Here is a 19,225-nt window from a genome sequence, read left to right as displayed (position 1 = left end):
CCCGGCTCTGCCTGGGCAGCTGAATACTCGTTAGCCGCATATGCGGCTGACTCATGGAACAGGAGGCCGCCCGTGGCGGAGCTGAGAAGCGAAGAAGAGCAGCTAGAAGTCGTCAAACGCTGGTGGAAAGAGAACGGGACCTCGCTGATTGCCGGTGCCGTTCTCGCTGCGGCGGGCGTCTTTGGTTGGAACACATGGCAGAACTACCAAGAGGGTAAGTCAGAGGCAGCTTCTGCCCGTTACCAGCAGCTCATCAACATGACCGCTGGCACCACCTTGGAAGGGGATCAGTTAAGCGCGGCACAAACGCTGATTGATGAGCTTACCGACGACTACGGCAACACCCTGTATGCCGAACTGGCACAGCTGTTGGAGGCCCGTCTCGCAGTACAGCAAGACGACCTTGCGGCGGCCAAGCAGGCACTGCAGGACGTGGCCAGCAACTCCTCACGCCGCTATGTGCAAAGCCTGGCATGGCTGCGCTTGGCACGCATTGAAGTGGCTGAAGTAACCCGGAAGCCGCGCTAGCGCTTCTTGATCAGCCTATTTCCGATGCGCTGGCCGCTCAACAAGCCAACGTGCGAGGCGATGCTTTCCTGGCTCAGAACCAGCCAGAGCAGGCTCGCGATGCATGGCAAACCGCGCAGTCTATCGCCCAAACGCAGAACCAGCCGCTTTACGGCGTGCAGTTCAAGCTTGACGATCTCGGCGCCGAGGAGGCGACACAGTGATAACGACTAGCCTGTCAAAACCGCTTTTTTCTAAACATCTGATGCGCACCACGCTCGGCGCCATGGCGCTGGCGCTATTGGCTGGCTGTGCCAGCAAAGGTGAGCCAGCGTTCACGCCCAAAGAGCTGCGCAGCTTTGATGAAACCTCTTCGCTGGACAGCGTTTGGGATCGCCGCGTTGGCGATGGCTTTGGCCCCGCTCGCTACCCCATCGCCCCATCCCGTGAAGGCGATACGGTCTTTGCAGCAGACACCAACGGTCTAGTGGCCGCGTTCAATGCCAACAGCGGCGAAGCGTGAGTGGGAAGTCGAGCTGGATACCCCTATTTCTAGTGCGCTGAACGCGATTGCAGGCCAGGTGTACTTGGGCACCCGCAACGGTGAAGTGATCGCCCTCGACCAGCGCGACGGTAGCGTTGCCTGGCGTTCGCGGGTCACCAGCGAAGTACTGGCAGCTCCGCAAGCCAACCAGCAGCTACTGCTGGTTCAGAGCGTGGACGGCCAAATTACCGCTCTGGACCGCGCCAGCGGCGAAGAGCGCTGGGTCTACACCAGCTCTCAGCCTGCTTTAACGCTGCGCGGCACCGGAACGCCGATGGTCATCGACCCGGTCACCTTCGTGGGCTTGGCCAACGGCCGCCTCGCTACACTGGATAACCGCAGCGGCCAGGCCCTGTGGGATATGCAAATTGCCACGCCACGCGGACGCAGCGACGTTGAGCGCCTGGTGGACCTGTCTGGCCAGCCGGTACTTAGCCCGGATGGCCGCCTGTTCGTGACTAGCTACAACGGCCGTGTGGTTGCGCTGGAAGCGACCCGTGGCGGCGTGCTGTGGGAAACCAACCTCTCCAGCCGCCACACGCCGATTCTGGTGGGCGACTTCTTATTTGTGGTCAGCGACGACAGCCACATCGTTGCCTTGGACGCCAACAGCGGCCAAGAGGTCTGGCGTAACGATGACCTGGAAGATCGCTGGCTCACCGCCCCCGCCTTTGCCGATGGGCGCATCGTCGTGGGTGATTTTGAGGGTTATGTCCACCTCATCGACGCCCGCGAAGGCAACCTGGTCGGCCGCACCCGTATCGATGATTCGGGCATTAGCGTGCGCCCGGTGACTGAAGGCAGCACCATTCATGTCCAGGCCAACAATGGTCGCCTGGAAACCCTGGAAGTAACTCCATGACACCCGTCATTGCATTAGTCGGTCGCCCCAATGTGGGCAAATCGACGCTGTTTAACCGTCTGACCCGCTCGCGCGATGCGCTGGTGGCAGACTTTCCTGGCCTGACCCGCGACCGTAAATACGGTAACGGCATGCTGGGTGGTAAGGCGTACACCGTCATCGATACCGGCGGTATCAGCGGTGACGAAGAAGGCACGATGCCGCGATGGCCGAGCAGTCCCTCGCGGCCATCGACGAAGCCGATATCGTGCTGTTCCTGGTCGATGCCCGCGCCGGGTTGAACGTCGCCGACGAAGCGATTGCCAACCACCTGCGCGTCAACCAGAAGAAGACCTGGCTGGTGGTCAACAAGACCGACGGCCTGGAAGAGCACTCGGCCATGGCCGATTTCTGGAAACTGGGCCTGGGCGACCCTTGGCCGATTGCCGCCGCTCATGGCCGCAACGTATCGCTACTGATTGATACGGTGCTTGAACCCTTCCCCGAACGGGATGCCAGCATTCCTGCCGACACAGGCAGCAAAGGCATTCGCATTGGCGTGATTGGCCGCCCGAACGTGGGTAAATCCACGCTGGTCAACCGCCTGCTCGGTGAAGAGCGCGTGGTCGTGTTCGATGAAGCGGGCACCACCCGCGACGCTATCGAAATCCCTTTCGAGCGCAACGGCAAGCCGTACGTGCTGATCGACACCGCCGGCATTCGGCGGCGTAAGAACGTGCGTGAAATCGCCGAAAAGTTCTCGATCATCAAAACGCTGGATGCGATCAAAGAGAGCCACGTGGCGGTCATGGTATTGGACGCCCGCAGCGGCTTGGTTGAGCAGGATCTGCACCTGCTGGACTACGTACTCACCACCGGCCGTGCGCTGGTGCTGGCCGTGAACAAGTGGGACGGGCTGGAGAGCGAAGCCAAAGAGAAGATGCGCGCCGATATCAAGCGCCGTCTGGGCTTTGCCGACTACGCCGAGTTGCACTTTATTTCAGCACTGCATGGCACCGCAGTGGGCGACTTGTACCCCTCCATTGAGCGGGCGTTTAACGCCGCCAACGCGCACTGGTCGACCAACCGTCTCACCACGCTGCTGCAGGATGCGGTCAGCCAGCATCCGCCCCCCATGGTGAATGGACGCCGCATCAAGCTGCGTATGGCTCACCAGGGTGGCGGCAACCCGCCGATTATCGTGGTACACGGCAACCAGACGGCATCGCTGCCTGAGGCTTATCGTCGCTACCTGACCAACACCTTCCGTAAAGTGTTGAAGGTGCGCGGCACGCCGATGCGCTTCGAGTTCCGCTCGGGCAATAACCCGTTCGACCATATGGCGGGCGCCAGCGATAAAGGGAAAGCCAAAAAGCGCGAGCTTAATCGCACAAAAGGGGCGCGCAAAAGCCGCCGCTAAGCGATGCTCCGCTGCTCAACGCCCGCCGACGATTCAGCGGGCGTTTTTATTATCCTCTCCAACCGCAAATCTGCTTGACAGTCACTCCCGCCCGCTCTCAAATAGCGGCGCTTTTCGGCACCTGCCCAGTAGATACTTGCTCTATCACTCTTGCCCTTCTTAGGAGGGACGTACATGCACTACGCTTTTCGTCGCGGACGCGGCTTAGTTTTACTGCTGCTGGCGAGCCTGCTAACCGGCTGCTTGGCGTTGCCTCAAACAGGGTTGTTTGCGTTTCGTCTGGCGGTCACATCGCTGGGGATCGAGGACTTACGCATTTGCCCTTACAGCGTCAATGCCGGATTGGACACCAGCGATCTATCGAGTTTGCTGGCCTCTAGCCTGGGTGCTGGCAGCTTGCCGGTGCAAGCCACCCTGGCGATGGGGCTTGGCCTGCCCGCTGGCATGCCTCCGGTGGAGATGTCTGGCTTGCGCTGGACGCTGGACATGCCCGGCGTAGACCCAGTGCAAGGCAATTATGAGCAGAACGTTACCCTCACGTCTGGGGAAGCCGCCAATCTCCGCCTGCCGGTGGCCTTTGATGTTCTGGCCGCCGACCACCAGAAAATGACGCCGATGCTGGAGCTGGCGAGCCAAACTCGCCAGCCAAGGGGAGCTGCCTGCAGGCAGTGAACTGGCCATTACCCCAGGGGATTTGCGAGGCCTGGGCATGACACTACCCTCTGGCCTGCTAACGCCCACCATTCGCTTGAACGTGGGCGCCGACGGGCAGCTCATCCCCCAACGCTAAGGCTTGCCCAGAGCGCTACTCACCGCGCTCATGAAGGCGTTTGCGGCCCGCGTACGGGGCCGCAAACTGCCACGCCGTCCGGCCGCTACGCCCGCCGCGCAGCTTGGCAAAGCGAATCGCTTCCGCCCGAGCCGCGTCATCCCAGTCCTGCTTCCCACCAATACGCCCCACCCAGTGTTCGCATACTTCAAGATAGGTCGCTTGGCTAAACGGATGGAAGCCGAGCCACAGGCCGAAACGGTCTGACAGCGAGATTTTCTCTTCCACTGCATCGCCGTGATGTAACTCTTCGCCTACCAACCGTGAACCGCTGTTGTCATCCATCGACTCCGGCAGCAGGTGGCGACGGTTGGAGGTGGCATAGAGCAGTACGTTGTCCGGCGGCCCCGTCAGCGCGCCATCCAGCACGCTCTTAAGCGCTTTATAGGCATCGTCGTTGCCTTCGAACGACAAGTCGTCGCAATACACCACAAAGCGGTGCGGCTGATGACGCAGTTGTTCCACCAGCAGCGGGAGGCTTGCCAGGTCATGGCGATCGACCTGGATCAACCGCAGGCCTTCACTGGCCAGCGAGTTCAGCAGCGCGCGTACCACTGACGACTTACCACTGCCACGGGAACCCCAGAGCAGCGCATGGTTAGCTGGCAGCCCCTGCAAAAATGCCCGGGTGTTATCGACCAACGCCAGCTTTTGGCGCTCAATGCCCAGCAGGTCGTCCAGCGTCATGGTGTCTCTCGGGGGTACCGGCACTAACCGCCCGCCCAGTGGGTGGCGCTGCCAGATGGCCGCTACATGGGTGTCCCACTCAACCGGCGTGGGCGCTGGCGGCAGCCAGTGGTCGACATGATCGAGTAACCGCGCTAGGCGCTGGCTTAATTCAGCATCCATCGTCATCCTCAGAGTGCGTTATGATATGGGTTGATTTACCACTGTCAGTGGTTATCTTGTGTGCAAGGATCCCCACTCGTCTATAAGGAAACTGTCTATGCGTTGGCTTCGCCCATTAGCGGTTACGGCGCTCTGCGCCTCAATCGCCGCCTGTACGACCTCCCCCACCGGCCGTTCGCAGCTATTGCTGCTCTCTGATAGCGAGCTGAACGAGATGGGCCGTCAGGCGGTTACCCAATATCAGCAGGAACTGCCCACAGCGGGCCAGGCAAGCCATCGTTATGTGCAGTGTATTGCGGATGCCATTGTGTCGGAACTGCCTGCCGAGCAGCAGCAGTTAGACTGGCAAATCCGGGTGATTGAATCCGAGCAGCCCAACGCCTTTGCCCTTCCTGGCGGCTACATGGGTGTGAACACGGGCATGCTGGATATTGCCACAACCCAGGACCAATTAGCCTCTGTGATTGGTCATGAGATTGGTCACGTGCTGGCCAACCACGCCAATGAGCGCGCCTCAACCGAGAGCGCCACGTCATTAGGCCTATCGGTACTCTCCAGCACCTCCGGCATGCAGTCCGCCGGTGGCCAGCAGCTGATGGGGTACTCGTCATGGGCGCTCAGTACGGCATCGTACTGCCATTCTCCCGCGCCCATGAGAGCGAGGCCGATGTGATTGGCCTAGACCTCATGGCCCAAGCAGGCTTCAACCCACGTGAAAGCGTCACCCTGTGGGAGAACATGCAGGCAGCCACAGGCGGCGGCGCGCCCCCCGAGTGGATGGCTACGCACCCTGGTCAGGGCCAGCGCATTCAAGGCCTGCCAGGCAACATGGACCAAGCCGTGGCCCTCTATGAGCAAGCCCGCAGCAATGGTCGTACGCCAAACTGCCCGCGCCCATACAGCACTTAGAGGTTTCAATGATTCGATTGGGTTTACTGCTGTTAGTCCTGCCGATTTTAGTACTGCTGGGCGTCTATTTTTGGGAGCTAGGGGACGTTCGCGCCTGCCAGCTTGAGGGCGGCTACTGGAACTATCTGGAAGGGCCTCGCTACGATACGCCACAACCTTTTGTGTCGTGGCTGCAGCGTCGCCGCTGCTGGTGAATGGCGGCATGCTGTTATCCGTGGTGGGGCTGGTGATGTGGATGGTGGGGTTTTATACCAAACCGCGTTAGCCCAAGCACAACCTGAATGGGGGCGTTCGCCCCCATTGCCTCAACTATCTCCTATTCCCTACCGCCTAATAGTTGAGCGATTGCCGCAGCAGCGTGCGCACGCTGGCCATCTCAGGCCGAACGGTGCGCCATAGAAAAAACGACTCGGCGGCGTGCTCGACCAGCATCCCCAAACCATCCAGCAGCTTGGCGCCTCGCGGCCCCGCCCACTGTAGAAACACCGTCGGCTCTGAACCGTACATCATATCGTAGGCCCAGGCACCTTTGGCAAACAGTGTCTCCGGCAGCGGCGGCAGCTCGCCTGATAGGCTGGCACTAGTGCCGTTAATCACCAGATCAAACTGCCCGTCGATGGATGCAAAACCGCCGCCCTGGATATTGCCCAAGTCGGCAAACGCTTGGGCCAACTGCTCGGCTTTCTCCGCCGTGCGGTTGACGATAACGACCTCACTGGGCTGCTCCGCCAGCAGCGGTTCCAATACGCCACGCACCGCGCCGCCTGCGCCGATGACCAGCACACGCTTACCCGTCAGGGGGACGCGGTGATAGGCCAAATCCCGCACTAACCCGATACCGTCGGTGGTATCGCCATAGGTACGCCCGTTACCGCCCACAATCAGCGTATTCACCGCCTGGGCGCGCCTGGCGCGGTGGCTCAGGGTATCGCAAAGCGCAAAGGCATCGCCTTTGAAGGGAACGGTCACGTTGGCACCACGGCCACCATCGGCGATAAACGCCCGCCATGCGTCGGCAAACCCCTCTACCGGCGCCAGCTCGGCGGTGTAACTCATGGCCTGATGAGTCTGGCTGGCAAACTCACCGTGGATCAGCGGCGATTTAGAGTGTTTGATTGGGTTACCAAACACACAGTAGCGGTCAGTCATCGAAGCTCCTTAGGTGTTGTTCTGCTGGGTGGCCTCGGCCAACCAACCGCGTGGCACCAAGTAGTCGTGCAGCGTCGCTTCGCGACTGCCCGGCTCAGGGGTAAAGGCGTACTCCCAGCGGGCCAGCGGCGGCATGGACATCAGAATGGACTCCGTGCGCCCGCCGCTTTGCAGGCCAAACAGCGTGCCACGGTCCCACACCAGGTTGAACTCCACGTAGCGGCCGCGGCGGTAAAGCTGGAAGTCACGCTCGCGTTCGCCCCACGCGTCCTGCTTACGGCGCTCGACAATGGGAAGGTAAGCGTCCAGAAAGCTATCCCCCACCGCCCGCTGGAATGCAAAGCACTCCTCGAAGCTGCCTTCGTTCAAATCGTCAAAGAATAGCCCGCCGACGCCGCGGGTCTCTTCGCGGTGCTTCAGGTAGAAGTAGTCGTCGCACCACGTTTTGTAGCGCTCATAAACACCCTCACCAAAGGGGGCGCAGGCCTCGCGGGCCACTTGGTGCCAGTGCACCACATCTTCAAACACCGGATAGTAGGGGGTTAGGTCAAAACCGCCACCAAACCACCACACCGGCGGCTCGCCCTCTTTTTCGGCAATAAAGAAGCGAACGTTGCCGTGGCTTGTGGGCACATTGGGGTTTTCAGGATGCATCACCCAGGAGACTCCCACCGCGTGGAAGCTGCGCCCGGCTAGCTCGGGCCGGGCAGCAGTCGCAGACGGCGGCAGCTGCGCACCGTGGACATGGGAAAAATTGACGCCGCCTTTTTCGAAAATAGCGCCCGACTCCATCACCCGCGAGCGCCCCCCGCCGCCCTCTTCACGCCGCCAGCTATCCTCTTTGAACGCGGCAAGGCCATCAGCAGCGGCAAGGCCTGCACAGAGCCGCTCCTGAAGGTCGAGAAGGTAGCTTTAACGTCGTCTAGGTGCTCGTGGGCCACGGTAACTCCTGAAGGGGTGGGTCGTGATTTGTCGGTAGTGAATAGTCAGTAATAAATAGTAGGTCGTGCTTAGGCAGTGACGATTAGAAACGCGCTGGATACTAAGCGCGCATCACTTTGCCGGACGCCAAATCCCTAATGGTGCTGGGCTTGGGCATTGCCACCCAACTCACCTGCCACGATGGCGGCTACGTCATCGCCAAAGATCGTGGCGACTTCTTCCGCGCTCATGGCGGGCGGATCGCCTGCACGGTTAGCGGAAGTGGAGACGAGCGGCCCGCCAAAGGCTTCGCACAGTGCTTTCATCAGCGGATGGTCGGTCACCCGCAGGGCGACGCTTTGGTGGGCACCACGCACCAAGCCGTGGCTGCGACCATTGTCCGGCACCAGCCAAGTATTCGGGCCTGGCCAACTGGCCGCCAACGGCGCATGGAGTTTCAACGGCAACTGGTTCAACCAGGGCTGAAATTGCTCGATACTCGCCGCCACCAGAATCACGCCCTTGGCAGGGTCGCGCGCTTTGATACGCATTAAATGCGCTAGCGCTTCGTCATTGTCGGGGGCGCAGCTTAGCCCCCACACCGCTTCCGTGGGGCATGCAATGACGCCGCCCGCGCGCAGTGCGCCCACCGCCGCCTTCACGGTCAACTGCCGGTTTCATAGACGCTCCTGATAAGCTCTCAGCCAATCACAAAATTGAGCTTGCATCTTACCATGGCGCTGCCAGCCGCACCCAACCACCCGCCTGCTGCGTCACTTTGCCATCCAGCTCCAGCATCAATAGCCGCTGCTGGCACTCGCTGACCGAGATACCGGTGCTCTGCACCAACACATCAATGGGGGTAGGCGATGGGCCTAAGGCATTTAACAGATTATCCGCCGACGGTACTTCAACACTCGGTTGATGAGCCAACGGTTCATCGGCTGCAACTGCTAGCGGCGCAGGCATAAAGCGCGACACCCAATGCTGTAACTCTTCGAGAATATCGTCCACATGGCGCACCAGGGTGGCGCCGCTACGCAACAGCTGCAGGCAGCCACGAGCCTGGACATTGTGCAGCGAACCCGGCAGCGCAAACAGCTCGCGACCCTGCTCTAGGGCGAGGCGGGCGCTGACGAGCGAGCCACTCTTCTCGGTTGCTTCAACCACTAAGGTGCCTAGCGAAAAGAGCGTTGCAATTCGGTTGCGCCGGGGGAAAAAGGCCGGACGGGCCACGGTGCCTGGTGGATGCTCAGAGAGCAGCAAGCCGCCGGGTAGCGTACTGAGCTGTTCATACAAATCCCGATGGCGGGCGGGGTAGATGACATCAATACCACAGCCAAGCACGGCAATGGAGCTTCCACCTGCGGCGAGTGCCGCACGCTGAGCCACCCCATCCACACCCAGCGCCATCCCGCTGACAATGCACCAGCCTCGGTTGGCCAGCTCCCGTGCAAACGCCTGGGCATGTCCACTCCCTTCCGAAGTTGGGCGACGAGTACCTACCATGGCAAGGCCTGGGGCCTCTAACGCGCGAAGATCGCCCTGGGCCCATAGTACTGCTGGCGGGTCAGGAAGTTGGTTTAAAAGGTCTGGCCATGCAGGATGGTCGCGGTGAAGCAGATGGCGGTTGGGGCCTTCTTGTAACCAGGAGAGGGTGTCATTGACCGTTTGTTGCAGCGGGCTGCGTTCTGGCTGCGCCAGCCACAATCGCAGGGCATTGGCGGCATTGCTGGGCAAAGTCGCTAGCCACCCTTGTGGCCATTGAGGCTTGCGCGCCACCATTTGCGCAATCCCCGCAGCGCCCATACCGGGCAAAGCATTTACCGCCAGCCGCTCCTTAGCGTCCATAGAGCTCCCCTTATATCAAATCTTGATGCACACCTTAGCGCGTCGGCGTGCGTACACTATCTCCCACTGCCAGCACCCTTGAGGCCTGCATGACCAAGGCGTAACTCATATGGTTATAGGGCCTGAACACCATCACCAATCCTGCCTCGGTATTGGGCAACCGCAGCAGTTCTTTGGTTACGTGGGTAAGTTACCAACTCCCCTTGCTGGTCTACGCGCAATACATGGCCCGGTTGTAGGCCGTCTTGCGTTCCCAGGTCCAGTGCCACCACTTGCAGCCGCCCAATAAATCGTACTCCGCCCGGTACCGCAACAATCTGGCCCGACACGTTATTCAACGGAGCGCGGGGAACAAAGGCATCGCTTAGCTCACGATCTTCCAGACGCAGCAGGATGTCGTTATTACGCACTTCTTGGTAGGCGCTAAGCACTTCGATGCGAGCAATATCGCCCTCGCTGCCCAGGTAGCGCGCCTCGCCAATATTGATCAACTCATCGCCCAACAGTACGCCATTGGCTGATACATAGGGCTCGCCTGGACGGTAGATGCCCAAGGCGCGTTCTGGCGGGTACGTTGCCACGCACGTACAGGGTATCGCCTGCGCCGCTAATCAAGCGCTGGTTATCGCCGCCCACCACCTACGCGAGCTCCTGCGGGCTCTCTCCTGGCTCCACCACGCGATGCTCCCGTAGAAAGGCGCGCACCACCTCCATCGGAATAGGAGTAATCGCCTCTCGTTTAGGCACTGTACGCATCTGCGGCGAGAGCTTTACGACCCCTTGGCCCCGCTCCACAGAAAGGCACGGTTGGCCTTGGCATGTCCCCAATACCAGCACATCGCCGGGGTAGATAAGGTGCGGGTTACGAACTTGCGGATTCGCCTGCCATAGCGAAGGCCACTGCCAGGGCGAGCGTAAATAACGGGCGGAGATATCCCACAGCGTGTCGCCAGGCACTACTTCGTAGCGCTGTGGCGCATCGTTGCGCAGCCCTTCCACGGCTAAGGCTGGCTGGCTGACCGACAGCACCCACATTAAGAGCACGCCAAAGACGCTATAATACAGAGGCTTTAGAGCCACCATCCGATTCTCCCCGGGCAGTCGTTGGTGAAGCGGTTTAAGGGGCTGCACGGTGTCGCGCGTGCCCAGGATCGCTATCAGCATGATATAGTGGTCAATAGTAAAGTAGTTAGGCTCGCCGACACAGGTGGCAGCCAGCTCATCTTAAAGACTCAGCATAACGGTGATTGTAACGCCATGGCCAAACTTCCTATTCTCGAATTCCCCGACGAGCGCCTGCGCACCAAGGCGGTACCGGTGGAAACCGTTGACGACGAGGTCCGCCAGCTCGTCGACGATATGTTGGAGACCATGTACGACGCGCGCGGCATCGGCCTTGCCGCAACGCAAATCGATGTCCATCGCCGCGTGGTGGTGATGGATGTCAGCGACGATAACTCCCAACCGCTGGTGCTGATTAACCCGCGCTACGAGCCCATTGGCGATGCCAAAGAGCCGCTCTCCGAGGGCTGTTTGTCGATCCCTGAATACTACGCCGAAGTACCGCGCTACCTGAAAGTGAAGCTCAACGCGCTGGATCGTAACGGGGAGCCTTACGAGCTGGAAGCAGATGGCCTACTGGCCCATTGCATTCAACATGAGTACGACCATCTGGAAGGCGTACTGTTTGTGGATTACCTATCGCCGCTTAAACGCGACCGGGTGATGAAAAAAATGCAAAAGCGCCACAAGCTGATGAACGACGCCTAATCCGCGCTTTTCCATCAGGCCACTGGCCGAGCTGACACGCTGCCCCGCAGGCACTCGCCTGTAACAACAGCGCTGCCTCTCGGCCTTTATGCGTTTCATACACGGCATCTTTCTCTCGTCATCCTCTCGTCACTTAAGGGCACACCACCATGTCACCGTTACGCGTTGTTTTTGCTGGCACGCCAGACTTCGCCGCCTCCAGCCTTGCTGCCGTTCTCGACAGCGAACACGAAGTGGTGGCGGTTTACACCCAGCCCGACCGCCCTGCTGGGCGTGGTCGCAAGCTCACTCCCAGCCCCGTCAAACAGCTGGCTCAAGGCCACGGGCTGCCGGTGTACCAACCCGCCAGTCTCAAAGACGCCGATGCTCAAGCCGAACTGGCGGCATTGAACGCCGATGTGATGGTCGTCGTCGCCTATGGGCTCCTGCTGCCCCAAGCGGTGCTGGACACGCCGCGCCTAGGCTGCATTAACGTGCACGCCTCGCTGCTGCCTCGCTGGCGGGGTGCGGCGCCGATTCAGCGTGCTATCGAAGCGGGCGACAGCGCCTCCGGCGTTACCATCATGCAAATGGATGCGGGGCTGGATACCGGCGCCATGCTGTATGAAGTGCGTACCCCAATTACCTCCCGCACCACCGGTGGCGACCTCCACGACCGGCTGGCCATTCAAGGTGCTAATGCGCTGGTGAACGTGCTGGACCAGCTGGACAGCGACAGCCTAGAGGCAACGCCTCAGCCGGAAGAGGGCGTGACCTACGCCGCCAAGCTCAGCAAAGCCGAGGCCGAGCTAGACTTTACTCAGTCCGCCGAACAGCTGGCGCGCAAAATCCGCGCCTTCAACCCGTGGCCGGTGGCTTGGTGCACGCTAGGTAACGACCGCCTGCGCCTACTCATGGCCAGCGTCGAGTAAGGTGAGCAGCCGCCATCGCCCCCCGGCACGCTGCTGGAACATGGCGATGATCACCTGCGTATTGCCTGCGGAGAGCAAGGGCAAGAAGTGCTGTGTGTCAGCCGTGCCCAGCTACCTGGCGGCAAAGCGATGGCGGTACGCGACTTATTAAACGCCCGCCAAACCTCACTCACCGTCGGCGTTCGCCTTGGGCAAACCCCGCAAGGAGCTAGCCAATGAGCCAGCAACGCCCAGCCAAAGGCGGCAGCGGCCTAGATGTCCGCGCAGCCGCCGCCCGTAGCCTCGTCCCGGTTCTCACTGATAAAGCGTCGCTGGCCAGCTTGGATGAACATAGCGTAGTGGCCCGAGACCGTGGCCTGCTGAAAGAGCTCTCCTACGGCACCTGCCGCCGCCTTCCACGCCTAGAAGCACTGGCTAGCCAACTCCTCAAACAGCCATTTAAAAAGCGCGATGCCGATATCCACGCTCTGCTGCTGGTAGGTATTTATCAGCTGCTTTATATGCGCATTCCTGCCCACGCAGCGGTAGGCGAAACCGCCGGGGCAGCACGCCTGCTTGGCAAAGAGTGGGCCACCCGAGTATTGAACGGCTGCCTGCGACGCCTGCAGCGTGAAGCCGACGCGCTGCAAGAAGTCGTTGATCGTGACGAAAACGTTGCCCTGGAGCATCCGCCCTGGCTGCTGGACGCCCTGCGCCACGCTTGGCCCGAACAGTGGCGTGCCATTGCCCAGGCCAATAACGAGCCAGGACCGATGACCCTACGCGTCAACCAGCACTATAACGACCGTGAAGCGTATCTCCAGCAGCTGACCGAGCAAGGCTTAGACGGGCATCTCTGTTGTCACGCTCCAGACGGCATTACGCTAACAACGCCCTGCGACGTTGCCATACTGCCCGGTTTTGAGCAGGGCCACGTTAGTGTGCAGGACGAAGCAGCACAGCTCTGCGCCGCGCTGCTTGGCCCAGCGCTCGCCCCACGCCCCGGTGCCCACGTATTGGATGCCTGCTGTGCCCCTGGCGGCAAAACTGCCCACTTGCTAGAACAGTTCGATATTGGCCTTACCGCGCTGGATAGCGACAACCAACGGCTAGCGAAGGTAGACGACACGCTCAGCCGCTTAGGGCTCAGTGCCGAGCTGAAACATGCCGATGCCACCACCCGCGACTGGTGGAGCGGCAAGCCGTTTGACGCCATTTTGCTGGACGCCCCCTGCTCGGGCACGGGCGTGATTCGTCGCCACCCGGATATCAAAGCGCTACGCCGTAAAGAGGATATTCGTCAGCTCGCTAAACTGCAGCGCCAACTGCTGGATAACCTCTGGCCGCTACTGCGTCCTGGCGGCACGCTGCTCTACGCCACTTGCTCAGTGCTGCCCGAAGAGAACGCGGCACAAATCGATGCGTTTCTGGCCCGCACACCGGATGCCAACGCCACCACGCCCCACGATGTGGCCTGGGGAGAGCAGAGCGGTCAGGGACGCCAGCTGTTTCCCGCGCAAAGCAGTCACGATGGCTTTTTTTATGCCAGACTAGAGAAGCGGACGGCCTAGACGATGATATCGCTCTAAGCCATTCTTTAATGACAAGCAAGGAGATAGCATGAGTCATCACACCTAGAAGCACATTGAGCTAACCGGTTCATCCGAAAAAGGGATTGAGGAAGCCGTGCAGAACGCCCTGGCGAAAGCCTCCGAAAGCGTTCAAAACATGCGCTGGCTCGAAGTCACCGACACCCGAGGCCATATTGAAGATGGCCGCGTGGCCCACTGGCAAGTGACCGTCAAAGTTGGCTTCACTCTGGAGTAATTCCCTACCTGCTTTTCGACGGCGGCTGGTTTACACTGGCCGCCGTCTTTATTGCAGCGCACACCGCAAGCCGGAAACGCGCTGGCGCTTATAACGGAACCGATGCTCAGCGATGAAAATCATCATTCTTGGCGCCGGCCAGGTCGGCGGCACCCTAGCGGAGCACCTCGCCCGCGAGGAGAACGACATTACCGTCGTCGATACCGACGGCGCAAAACTGCGCGAACTGCACACCAAGCTGGATATCCGCACGGTGACAGGTGCAGGCTCCTACCCCATTGTGCTACGCCCAGCAGGCTGCGAAGACGCCGATATGCTGATCGCGGTGACCAACACCGACGAGATCAATATGATCGCCTGTCAGGTGGCCCATACGCTGTTTCGCACCCCTACCAAAATTGCCCGCGTGCGCTCCACCGCTTACCTCACCCGTAAAGGGCTATTCGCCCATGAAGCGATTCCCATCGACGTGCTGATCAGCCCCGAGCAGGTGGTCACCGATCACGTGCGCCGCTTGATCGAACACCCCGGCGCGCTGCAGGTGCTGGAGTTTGCCGGAGGGTTAGTGCAGTTGGTGGCGGTGAAAGCCGTCTACGGCGGCCCGCTGGTGGGCCAGGATCTGGCCTTTTTGGGCAAGCATATGCCCAACGTGGAGACCCGTGTGGCGGCCATTTATCGCCGCGACCGGCCGATCATTCCCCGGGGCGACACGGTGATTGAAGCTGACGACGAAGGTGTTCTTTTTGGCCGCCCGCCGGGATATCCGCGCGGTGATGAGTGAGCTCCGCAAGGTGGAGCGGGACTTCCGTCGGGTAGTGATTGCCGGGGGCGGCAATATCGGCGAACGGCTGGCGGAGCACTTGGAGCACAGCCATCAGGTGAAGATCATCGAGCACAGCCTGGAGCGCTGCACCACGCTCTCCGAGCGGCTGGATCGCACAGTGGTCCTCCACGGCAGCGCCACCAGCAAGCGGCTGCTGGAAGAGGAGAACATCGAAGACTGCGATATCTTCTGCGCACTGACCAACGACGACGAGGTGAACATCATGTCGTCGCTGCTGGCGGAACGGTTGGGGGCGAAGAAGGTGCTTCGGTGCAATCGTACGCGGTAAAGAAGTGCTGATTGCCCATGGTGACGTGCGGGTGGAAAGCGGCGACCATATCATTCTGTTTGTGATCGATAAGCGGCGTATTCGCGACGTTGAGCGCCTGTTCCAGGTCGGATTAACATTTTTCTAAGGAGCCGGCCAGCGTATGAGACAACCACCACTATGAGTTTGCGGGTCATTCTACGTATTTTAGGGCTGCTACTGATGCTCGTCAGCCTCACCATGCTGCCACCTATGCTGATGTCACTTTGGTTTCGCGACGGCGTTTGGCACGCCTTTATGAGCGGTATTGCGATTACCGTCATCACCGGGCTCTTGCTCTTCTTACCCAACCGCCGTGCCCATAAAGAGCTGCGTATCCGTGACGGCTTTATTATCGCCGCGATGTTCTGGACGGTACTGGCCCTATTTGGTTCGCTGCCGCTCATGCTGTTTGGCGAAGGCTCACTGAGCATTACCGATGCGGTCTTTGAGTCGTTTGCCGGCCTGACCACCACCGCTGCCACAGTGATTACCGGCATCGATTTTTTACCGGAATCGGTACTCTACTATCGCCAGCAGCTGCAGTGGCTAGGCGGTATGGGGATCGTGGTACTGGCCGTGGCCATTTTGCCCACCCTGGGCGTCGGGGCGATGGCCCTTTACCGCACCGAAATTCCAGGGCCATTGAAAGACTCCAAGCTAACCCCACGAATTACCGAAACCGCTAAAGCGCTCTGGTATATCTACGCAACGCTCACGTTTGCCTGCATGGTCGCCTATATGCTGGCGGGGATGAGTTGGTTTGATGCGCTAGGGCACAGCTTCTCCACCGTCGCCATCGGCGGCTTTTCAACCCACGATGCCAGTATTGGCTACTTTAATAGCGCCGCCATCGAACTTATTTGCATTAGCTTTATGCTGATCTCGGCCTTCAGCTTTAGCCTGCACTTTATTGCCTGGCGAGAAAGCGCTTACTGCACTACTTCCAAGACCCGGAAGCGCGCTTTCTTATGCTGTTTTTAGCCGGACTCACCACGATTACCGTGATTACCCTGTGGCTCACCGACACCTACGATGACATCGTTGGGCTGCGCCATGCGCTGTTTGAAGTCGTCTCAGTGGCCACCACCGCAGGCTTCGCCGTGGCGGACTTTTCCGGGTGGCCGGGCGCACTACCGTTTCTGCTGTTTGTGGCCGCTTTTGTCGGCGGATGCTCCGGCTCTACCGCCGGGGGGATGAAGGTCATCCGTATTATCCTGATCTTGAAACAGGGCATGCGCGAAGTCATGCGGCTCATTCACCCCAATGCCGTGATTGCCGTTAAAGTCGGCAAAGTGAGCGTTCCCGATAGCATCGCCCAGGCCGTGTGGGGATTTTTCTCTGCCTATGTGATGCTGTTCTTTTTGATGCTGGGGGGCGTGATGGCGACGGGAGTCGATCAGGTAACGGCGTGGTCCTCCGTAGGCTCGGCGCTGAACAATCTTGGCCCCGCCTTAGGAGAAGCCAGCAGCCACTATGGCGATCTGCCCAGCCTCGCCAAATGGATTTTAGTGCTTGCCATGCTGCTGGGCCGCTTGGAAATTTTTACGGTACTGGTGCTGTTTACTCCGGCTTTTTGGCGCCGTTAAACGCGCATCACTCGTTACTTTTTTTGTTGAGACTTTTTAATGAATCAAGATGATGCAACACCGCTGGCCCAGGAAAGCAGTTCCCTCCCAGCTACCAGCGGCCCGCTGAAAACCATTCAGGTGGGCGGCACGTACTACACCCTGCTAGGCACCGCCCACGTCTCTGCCGAGAGCGCCAACGACGTTCGCCAACTGATCGACAGCGGTCACTTCGATGCCGTCGCCATTGAGCTGTGTGACGCCCGTCACCACAGCATGGACAACCCAGACGCCATGGGCGAGCAGGACTTGTTTCAGGTGTTCAAGCAAGGCAAAGCGGGCATGGTGGCGGAGAGCCTGGCGCTCGGTGCCTTTCAGCAACGGATCGCCGAGCAGTCCGGTATTCAGCCGGGGGCTGAGATGCGTGCAGCCGTTGAAGAGTGCCGTACGCGCAACCTGCCGCTACTGCTGGTAGACCGAGATGTCGGCATCACTTTGAAACGCATTTATCGCAACGTGCCTTGGTGGCAGCGCTTCTCGCTCTTCTCAGGGCTGATTGGCAGCGTGCTTTCTCGCCAGGATGTCTCCAAAGAGGACATCGAAAAGCTCAAAGAGGGCGACATGTTGGAGGCCACCTTCAGCGAGTTTGCCGCTGAATCGGAAGCGCTCTATACGCCCTTAATTCGTGAGCGTGACCGCTACATGGCGCTACGCTTGGCGGAAGAAGCGCCGCCAGGGCGCTACCAAAATGTACTGTTGGTATTGGGTGCCGGGCACTTGAAAGGCACCAGTGAGCACTTAGAAGCGCCGCTGCCGGAAAACCCCAAAGTCGAGCGCGAATCGCTTGAAGCCTCGCCGCCGCCCTCCAAACTGTGGAAAGCCGCCCCTTGGCTGATTACCGCCCTGGTCATTACCGGATTTGTGGTGGGCTTTTCACGCAATACCGACCTTGGCTGGCAGTTGGTCATCGAGTGGTTTTTGATCAACGGCATCCTGTCTGGCGGTGCGACGATTGCAGCGCTTGCTCACCCGGTCACGGTGATTGCCACCTTCTTCGCTGCACCGCTTACATCACTTAACCCCACCATTGGAGCAGGCTTTGTAGCGGCGGGGGTCGAGCTGTATATGCGCAAGCCCAAGGTGCGCGACTTCTCCACCCCGCGCCATGATGTGACGCAGCTGAAGGGCTGGTGGGAAAAACGCGGCTCTCGCACCCTGCTGGTATTTATTCTCGCCACGCTGGGTTCGGCGGTGGGCACCTGGGTAGCTGGTTTTAGAATTGCCGGCGCTCTGTTTGGTGGCAATGCGGTATGAACACGATTAGACAGGCACCCTGGCAAGCCGATGCGCTGCTCCTGCTAGTCACTGTATTAGCCGCAGGCGGTTGGATCTTTTCCAAAAGAAGCACTAGCAAGCATGCCGCCTTTGCTGTTTATCGGCCCGCGCTTCTTACTCGCCGGGCTGATATTGCTGGGATTCTCTTGGCCTGCTCTGCGACGTATGCCGATACCCCGAATACGCCGCGGCCTGCTGATCGGCGTTTTGCTCAGCGCCGCCATCGCGTTTTGGGTGCTCGGGCTGCACTACTCCGACCTCCTGGGGGAAAGCGCCTTCATCAATAGCTTGGGCATTCTGCTGGTGCCCGTGGTGGCCCGGCTACTGTTTGGCGACCGCCCACCGCGCAGCACCTGGATCGCGCTGCCCATCGCATTGCTCGGCTTTGCCCTGCTCTCGCTCAATGCGGGGTTTCGAGTGGAAGCCAGCCAGCTACTCATGGTGTGCGCCGCGATCTGTTTTGCACTGCTGCTCAACGTCAATACCCGGGTGGTGCGTAACGTTCCCGCACTACCTCTCACCACGCTACAACTCATCTCAGTGGGCGTGGTGCTGACCAGCCTATCACTGGTAGTGGAACACCAGCCGCTGGCACTGAGTTCGTCGATTCTCGGCTGGTTTATGGCCAGCGTCCTGCTGGCGAGTTCACTGCGCTTCTTCTTGCAGATTAAAGCTCAGAGCATGACCACGCCAAGCCACGCAGCGGTCATTTTGACGTTAGAAGCAGTATGGACTGCGCTGCTGGCAGCGTGGTGGTTTAGCGAAACCATGACTCTACTTCAGTTGCTGGGCTGCAGCCTGATTTTCGCCGCGCTGCTGATTAACCGCTGGTACTGGGTGCGCAAAGTCCTGTTACGCTGGCTGCCAGGCCAAACCCCTTAATGC

The 19,225-nt window shown here is 59.9% G+C and carries 9 protein-coding genes and 11 pseudogenes; 14 read left to right on the top strand and 6 right to left on the bottom strand.

Annotated features, from left to right (window positions below; all coding sequences use genetic code 11):
* Positions 1 to 72: 72 nt before the first annotated feature.
* The 4 pseudogenes from B4967_RS11065 to B4967_RS11045 all read left to right on the top strand — a co-directional run bounded on the left by B4967_RS11065 (position 73) and on the right by B4967_RS11045 (position 4,102).
* Positions 73 to 731 (top strand): annotated as a pseudogene (locus B4967_RS11065) (YfgM family protein).
* Between the two features lie 41 nt (positions 732 to 772).
* Positions 773 to 1,913: pseudogene (bamB, locus tag B4967_RS11060) on the top strand (outer membrane protein assembly factor BamB).
* Positions 1,910 to 3,312: pseudogene (gene der / locus B4967_RS11055) on the top strand (ribosome biogenesis GTPase Der). The pseudogenes bamB and der overlap by 4 nt, the downstream one beginning before the upstream one ends.
* Before the next feature lie 174 nt (positions 3,313 to 3,486).
* Positions 3,487 to 4,102, top strand: a pseudogene (locus B4967_RS11045) (hypothetical protein).
* 15 nt (positions 4,103 to 4,117) lie between these two features.
* On the opposite strand, the gene B4967_RS11040 reads toward B4967_RS11045, so the two are convergent.
* On the bottom strand, positions 4,118 to 4,990 hold the full coding sequence (locus B4967_RS11040) for an ATP-binding protein (RefSeq protein ID WP_083025227.1): 873 nt from the start codon (positions 4,988 to 4,990) through the stop codon (positions 4,118 to 4,120).
* Positions 4,991 to 5,087: 97 nt separating this feature from the next.
* Between B4967_RS11040 and B4967_RS11035 the strand changes: the two are divergent.
* Both B4967_RS11035 and B4967_RS11030 read left to right on the top strand, forming a co-directional pair.
* A pseudogene (locus B4967_RS11035) lies at positions 5,088 to 5,899 on the top strand (M48 family metallopeptidase).
* Between the two features lie 8 nt (positions 5,900 to 5,907).
* Complete coding sequence (locus tag B4967_RS11030) at positions 5,908 to 6,093, top strand: hypothetical protein (protein ID WP_243470527.1); 186 nt, start codon at positions 5,908 to 5,910, stop codon at positions 6,091 to 6,093.
* Positions 6,094 to 6,229: 136 nt separating this feature from the next.
* Here B4967_RS11030 and aroE read toward each other — a convergent pair whose 3' ends face one another.
* The 5 genes and pseudogenes from aroE to B4967_RS21350 form a co-directional block, all read right to left on the bottom strand.
* Complete coding sequence (aroE, locus tag B4967_RS11025; protein WP_083025225.1) at positions 6,230 to 7,048, bottom strand: shikimate dehydrogenase; 819 nt, start codon at positions 7,046 to 7,048, stop codon at positions 6,230 to 6,232.
* Between the two features lie 9 nt (positions 7,049 to 7,057).
* Positions 7,058 to 7,989, bottom strand: a pseudogene (hemF, locus tag B4967_RS11020) (oxygen-dependent coproporphyrinogen oxidase).
* 101 nt (positions 7,990 to 8,090) lie between these two features.
* A pseudogene (gene tsaC / locus B4967_RS11015) lies at positions 8,091 to 8,637 on the bottom strand (L-threonylcarbamoyladenylate synthase type 1 TsaC).
* A 61-nt stretch (positions 8,638 to 8,698) separates the two neighbouring features.
* Positions 8,699 to 9,820, bottom strand: coding sequence for a DNA-processing protein DprA (dprA, locus tag B4967_RS11010; protein ID WP_083025223.1), 1,122 nt, complete (start codon positions 9,818 to 9,820; stop codon positions 8,699 to 8,701).
* 34 nt (positions 9,821 to 9,854) lie between these two features.
* Positions 9,855 to 10,903: pseudogene (locus tag B4967_RS21350) on the bottom strand (LysM peptidoglycan-binding domain-containing protein).
* Positions 10,904 to 11,077: 174 nt separating this feature from the next.
* On the opposite strand from B4967_RS21350, the gene def reads away from it, so the two are divergent.
* From def to B4967_RS10965, 8 genes and pseudogenes are all read left to right on the top strand, one after another.
* Complete coding sequence (gene def, locus B4967_RS11000) at positions 11,078 to 11,590, top strand: peptide deformylase (protein ID WP_044628953.1); 513 nt, start codon at positions 11,078 to 11,080, stop codon at positions 11,588 to 11,590.
* Positions 11,591 to 11,739: 149 nt separating this feature from the next.
* Positions 11,740 to 12,720: pseudogene (fmt, locus tag B4967_RS10995) on the top strand (methionyl-tRNA formyltransferase).
* Complete coding sequence (rsmB, locus tag B4967_RS10990) at positions 12,717 to 14,051, top strand: 16S rRNA (cytosine(967)-C(5))-methyltransferase RsmB (protein ID WP_083025222.1); 1,335 nt, start codon at positions 12,717 to 12,719, stop codon at positions 14,049 to 14,051. Before fmt ends, rsmB begins: the two are co-directional and overlap by 4 nt.
* Before the next feature lie 73 nt (positions 14,052 to 14,124).
* Positions 14,125 to 14,307, top strand: coding sequence for a dodecin (locus B4967_RS10985; RefSeq protein ID WP_243470532.1), 183 nt, complete (start codon positions 14,125 to 14,127; stop codon positions 14,305 to 14,307).
* Between the two features lie 112 nt (positions 14,308 to 14,419).
* Positions 14,420 to 15,546 (top strand): annotated as a pseudogene (gene trkA, locus B4967_RS10980) (Trk system potassium transporter TrkA).
* A gap of 32 nt (positions 15,547 to 15,578) precedes the next feature.
* Positions 15,579 to 17,026, top strand: a pseudogene (locus B4967_RS10975) (TrkH family potassium uptake protein).
* A gap of 39 nt (positions 17,027 to 17,065) precedes the next feature.
* Positions 17,066 to 18,319 (top strand): TraB/GumN family protein, encoded by a 1,254-nt coding sequence (locus tag B4967_RS10970; protein ID WP_083025220.1) that lies wholly within the window; start codon positions 17,066 to 17,068, stop codon positions 18,317 to 18,319.
* Between the two features lie 102 nt (positions 18,320 to 18,421).
* Positions 18,422 to 19,222, top strand: a complete 801-nt coding sequence (locus tag B4967_RS10965; protein ID WP_340638747.1) for a DMT family transporter — start codon at positions 18,422 to 18,424, stop codon at positions 19,220 to 19,222.
* Positions 19,223 to 19,225: the final 3 nt, after the last annotated feature.

The sequence above is a fragment of the Vreelandella lionensis genome (genome assembly GCF_002087295.1).
Classification (GTDB): domain Bacteria; phylum Pseudomonadota; class Gammaproteobacteria; order Pseudomonadales; family Halomonadaceae; genus Vreelandella; species Vreelandella lionensis.
This window is presented reverse-complemented; position numbering and strand designations above follow the sequence as displayed.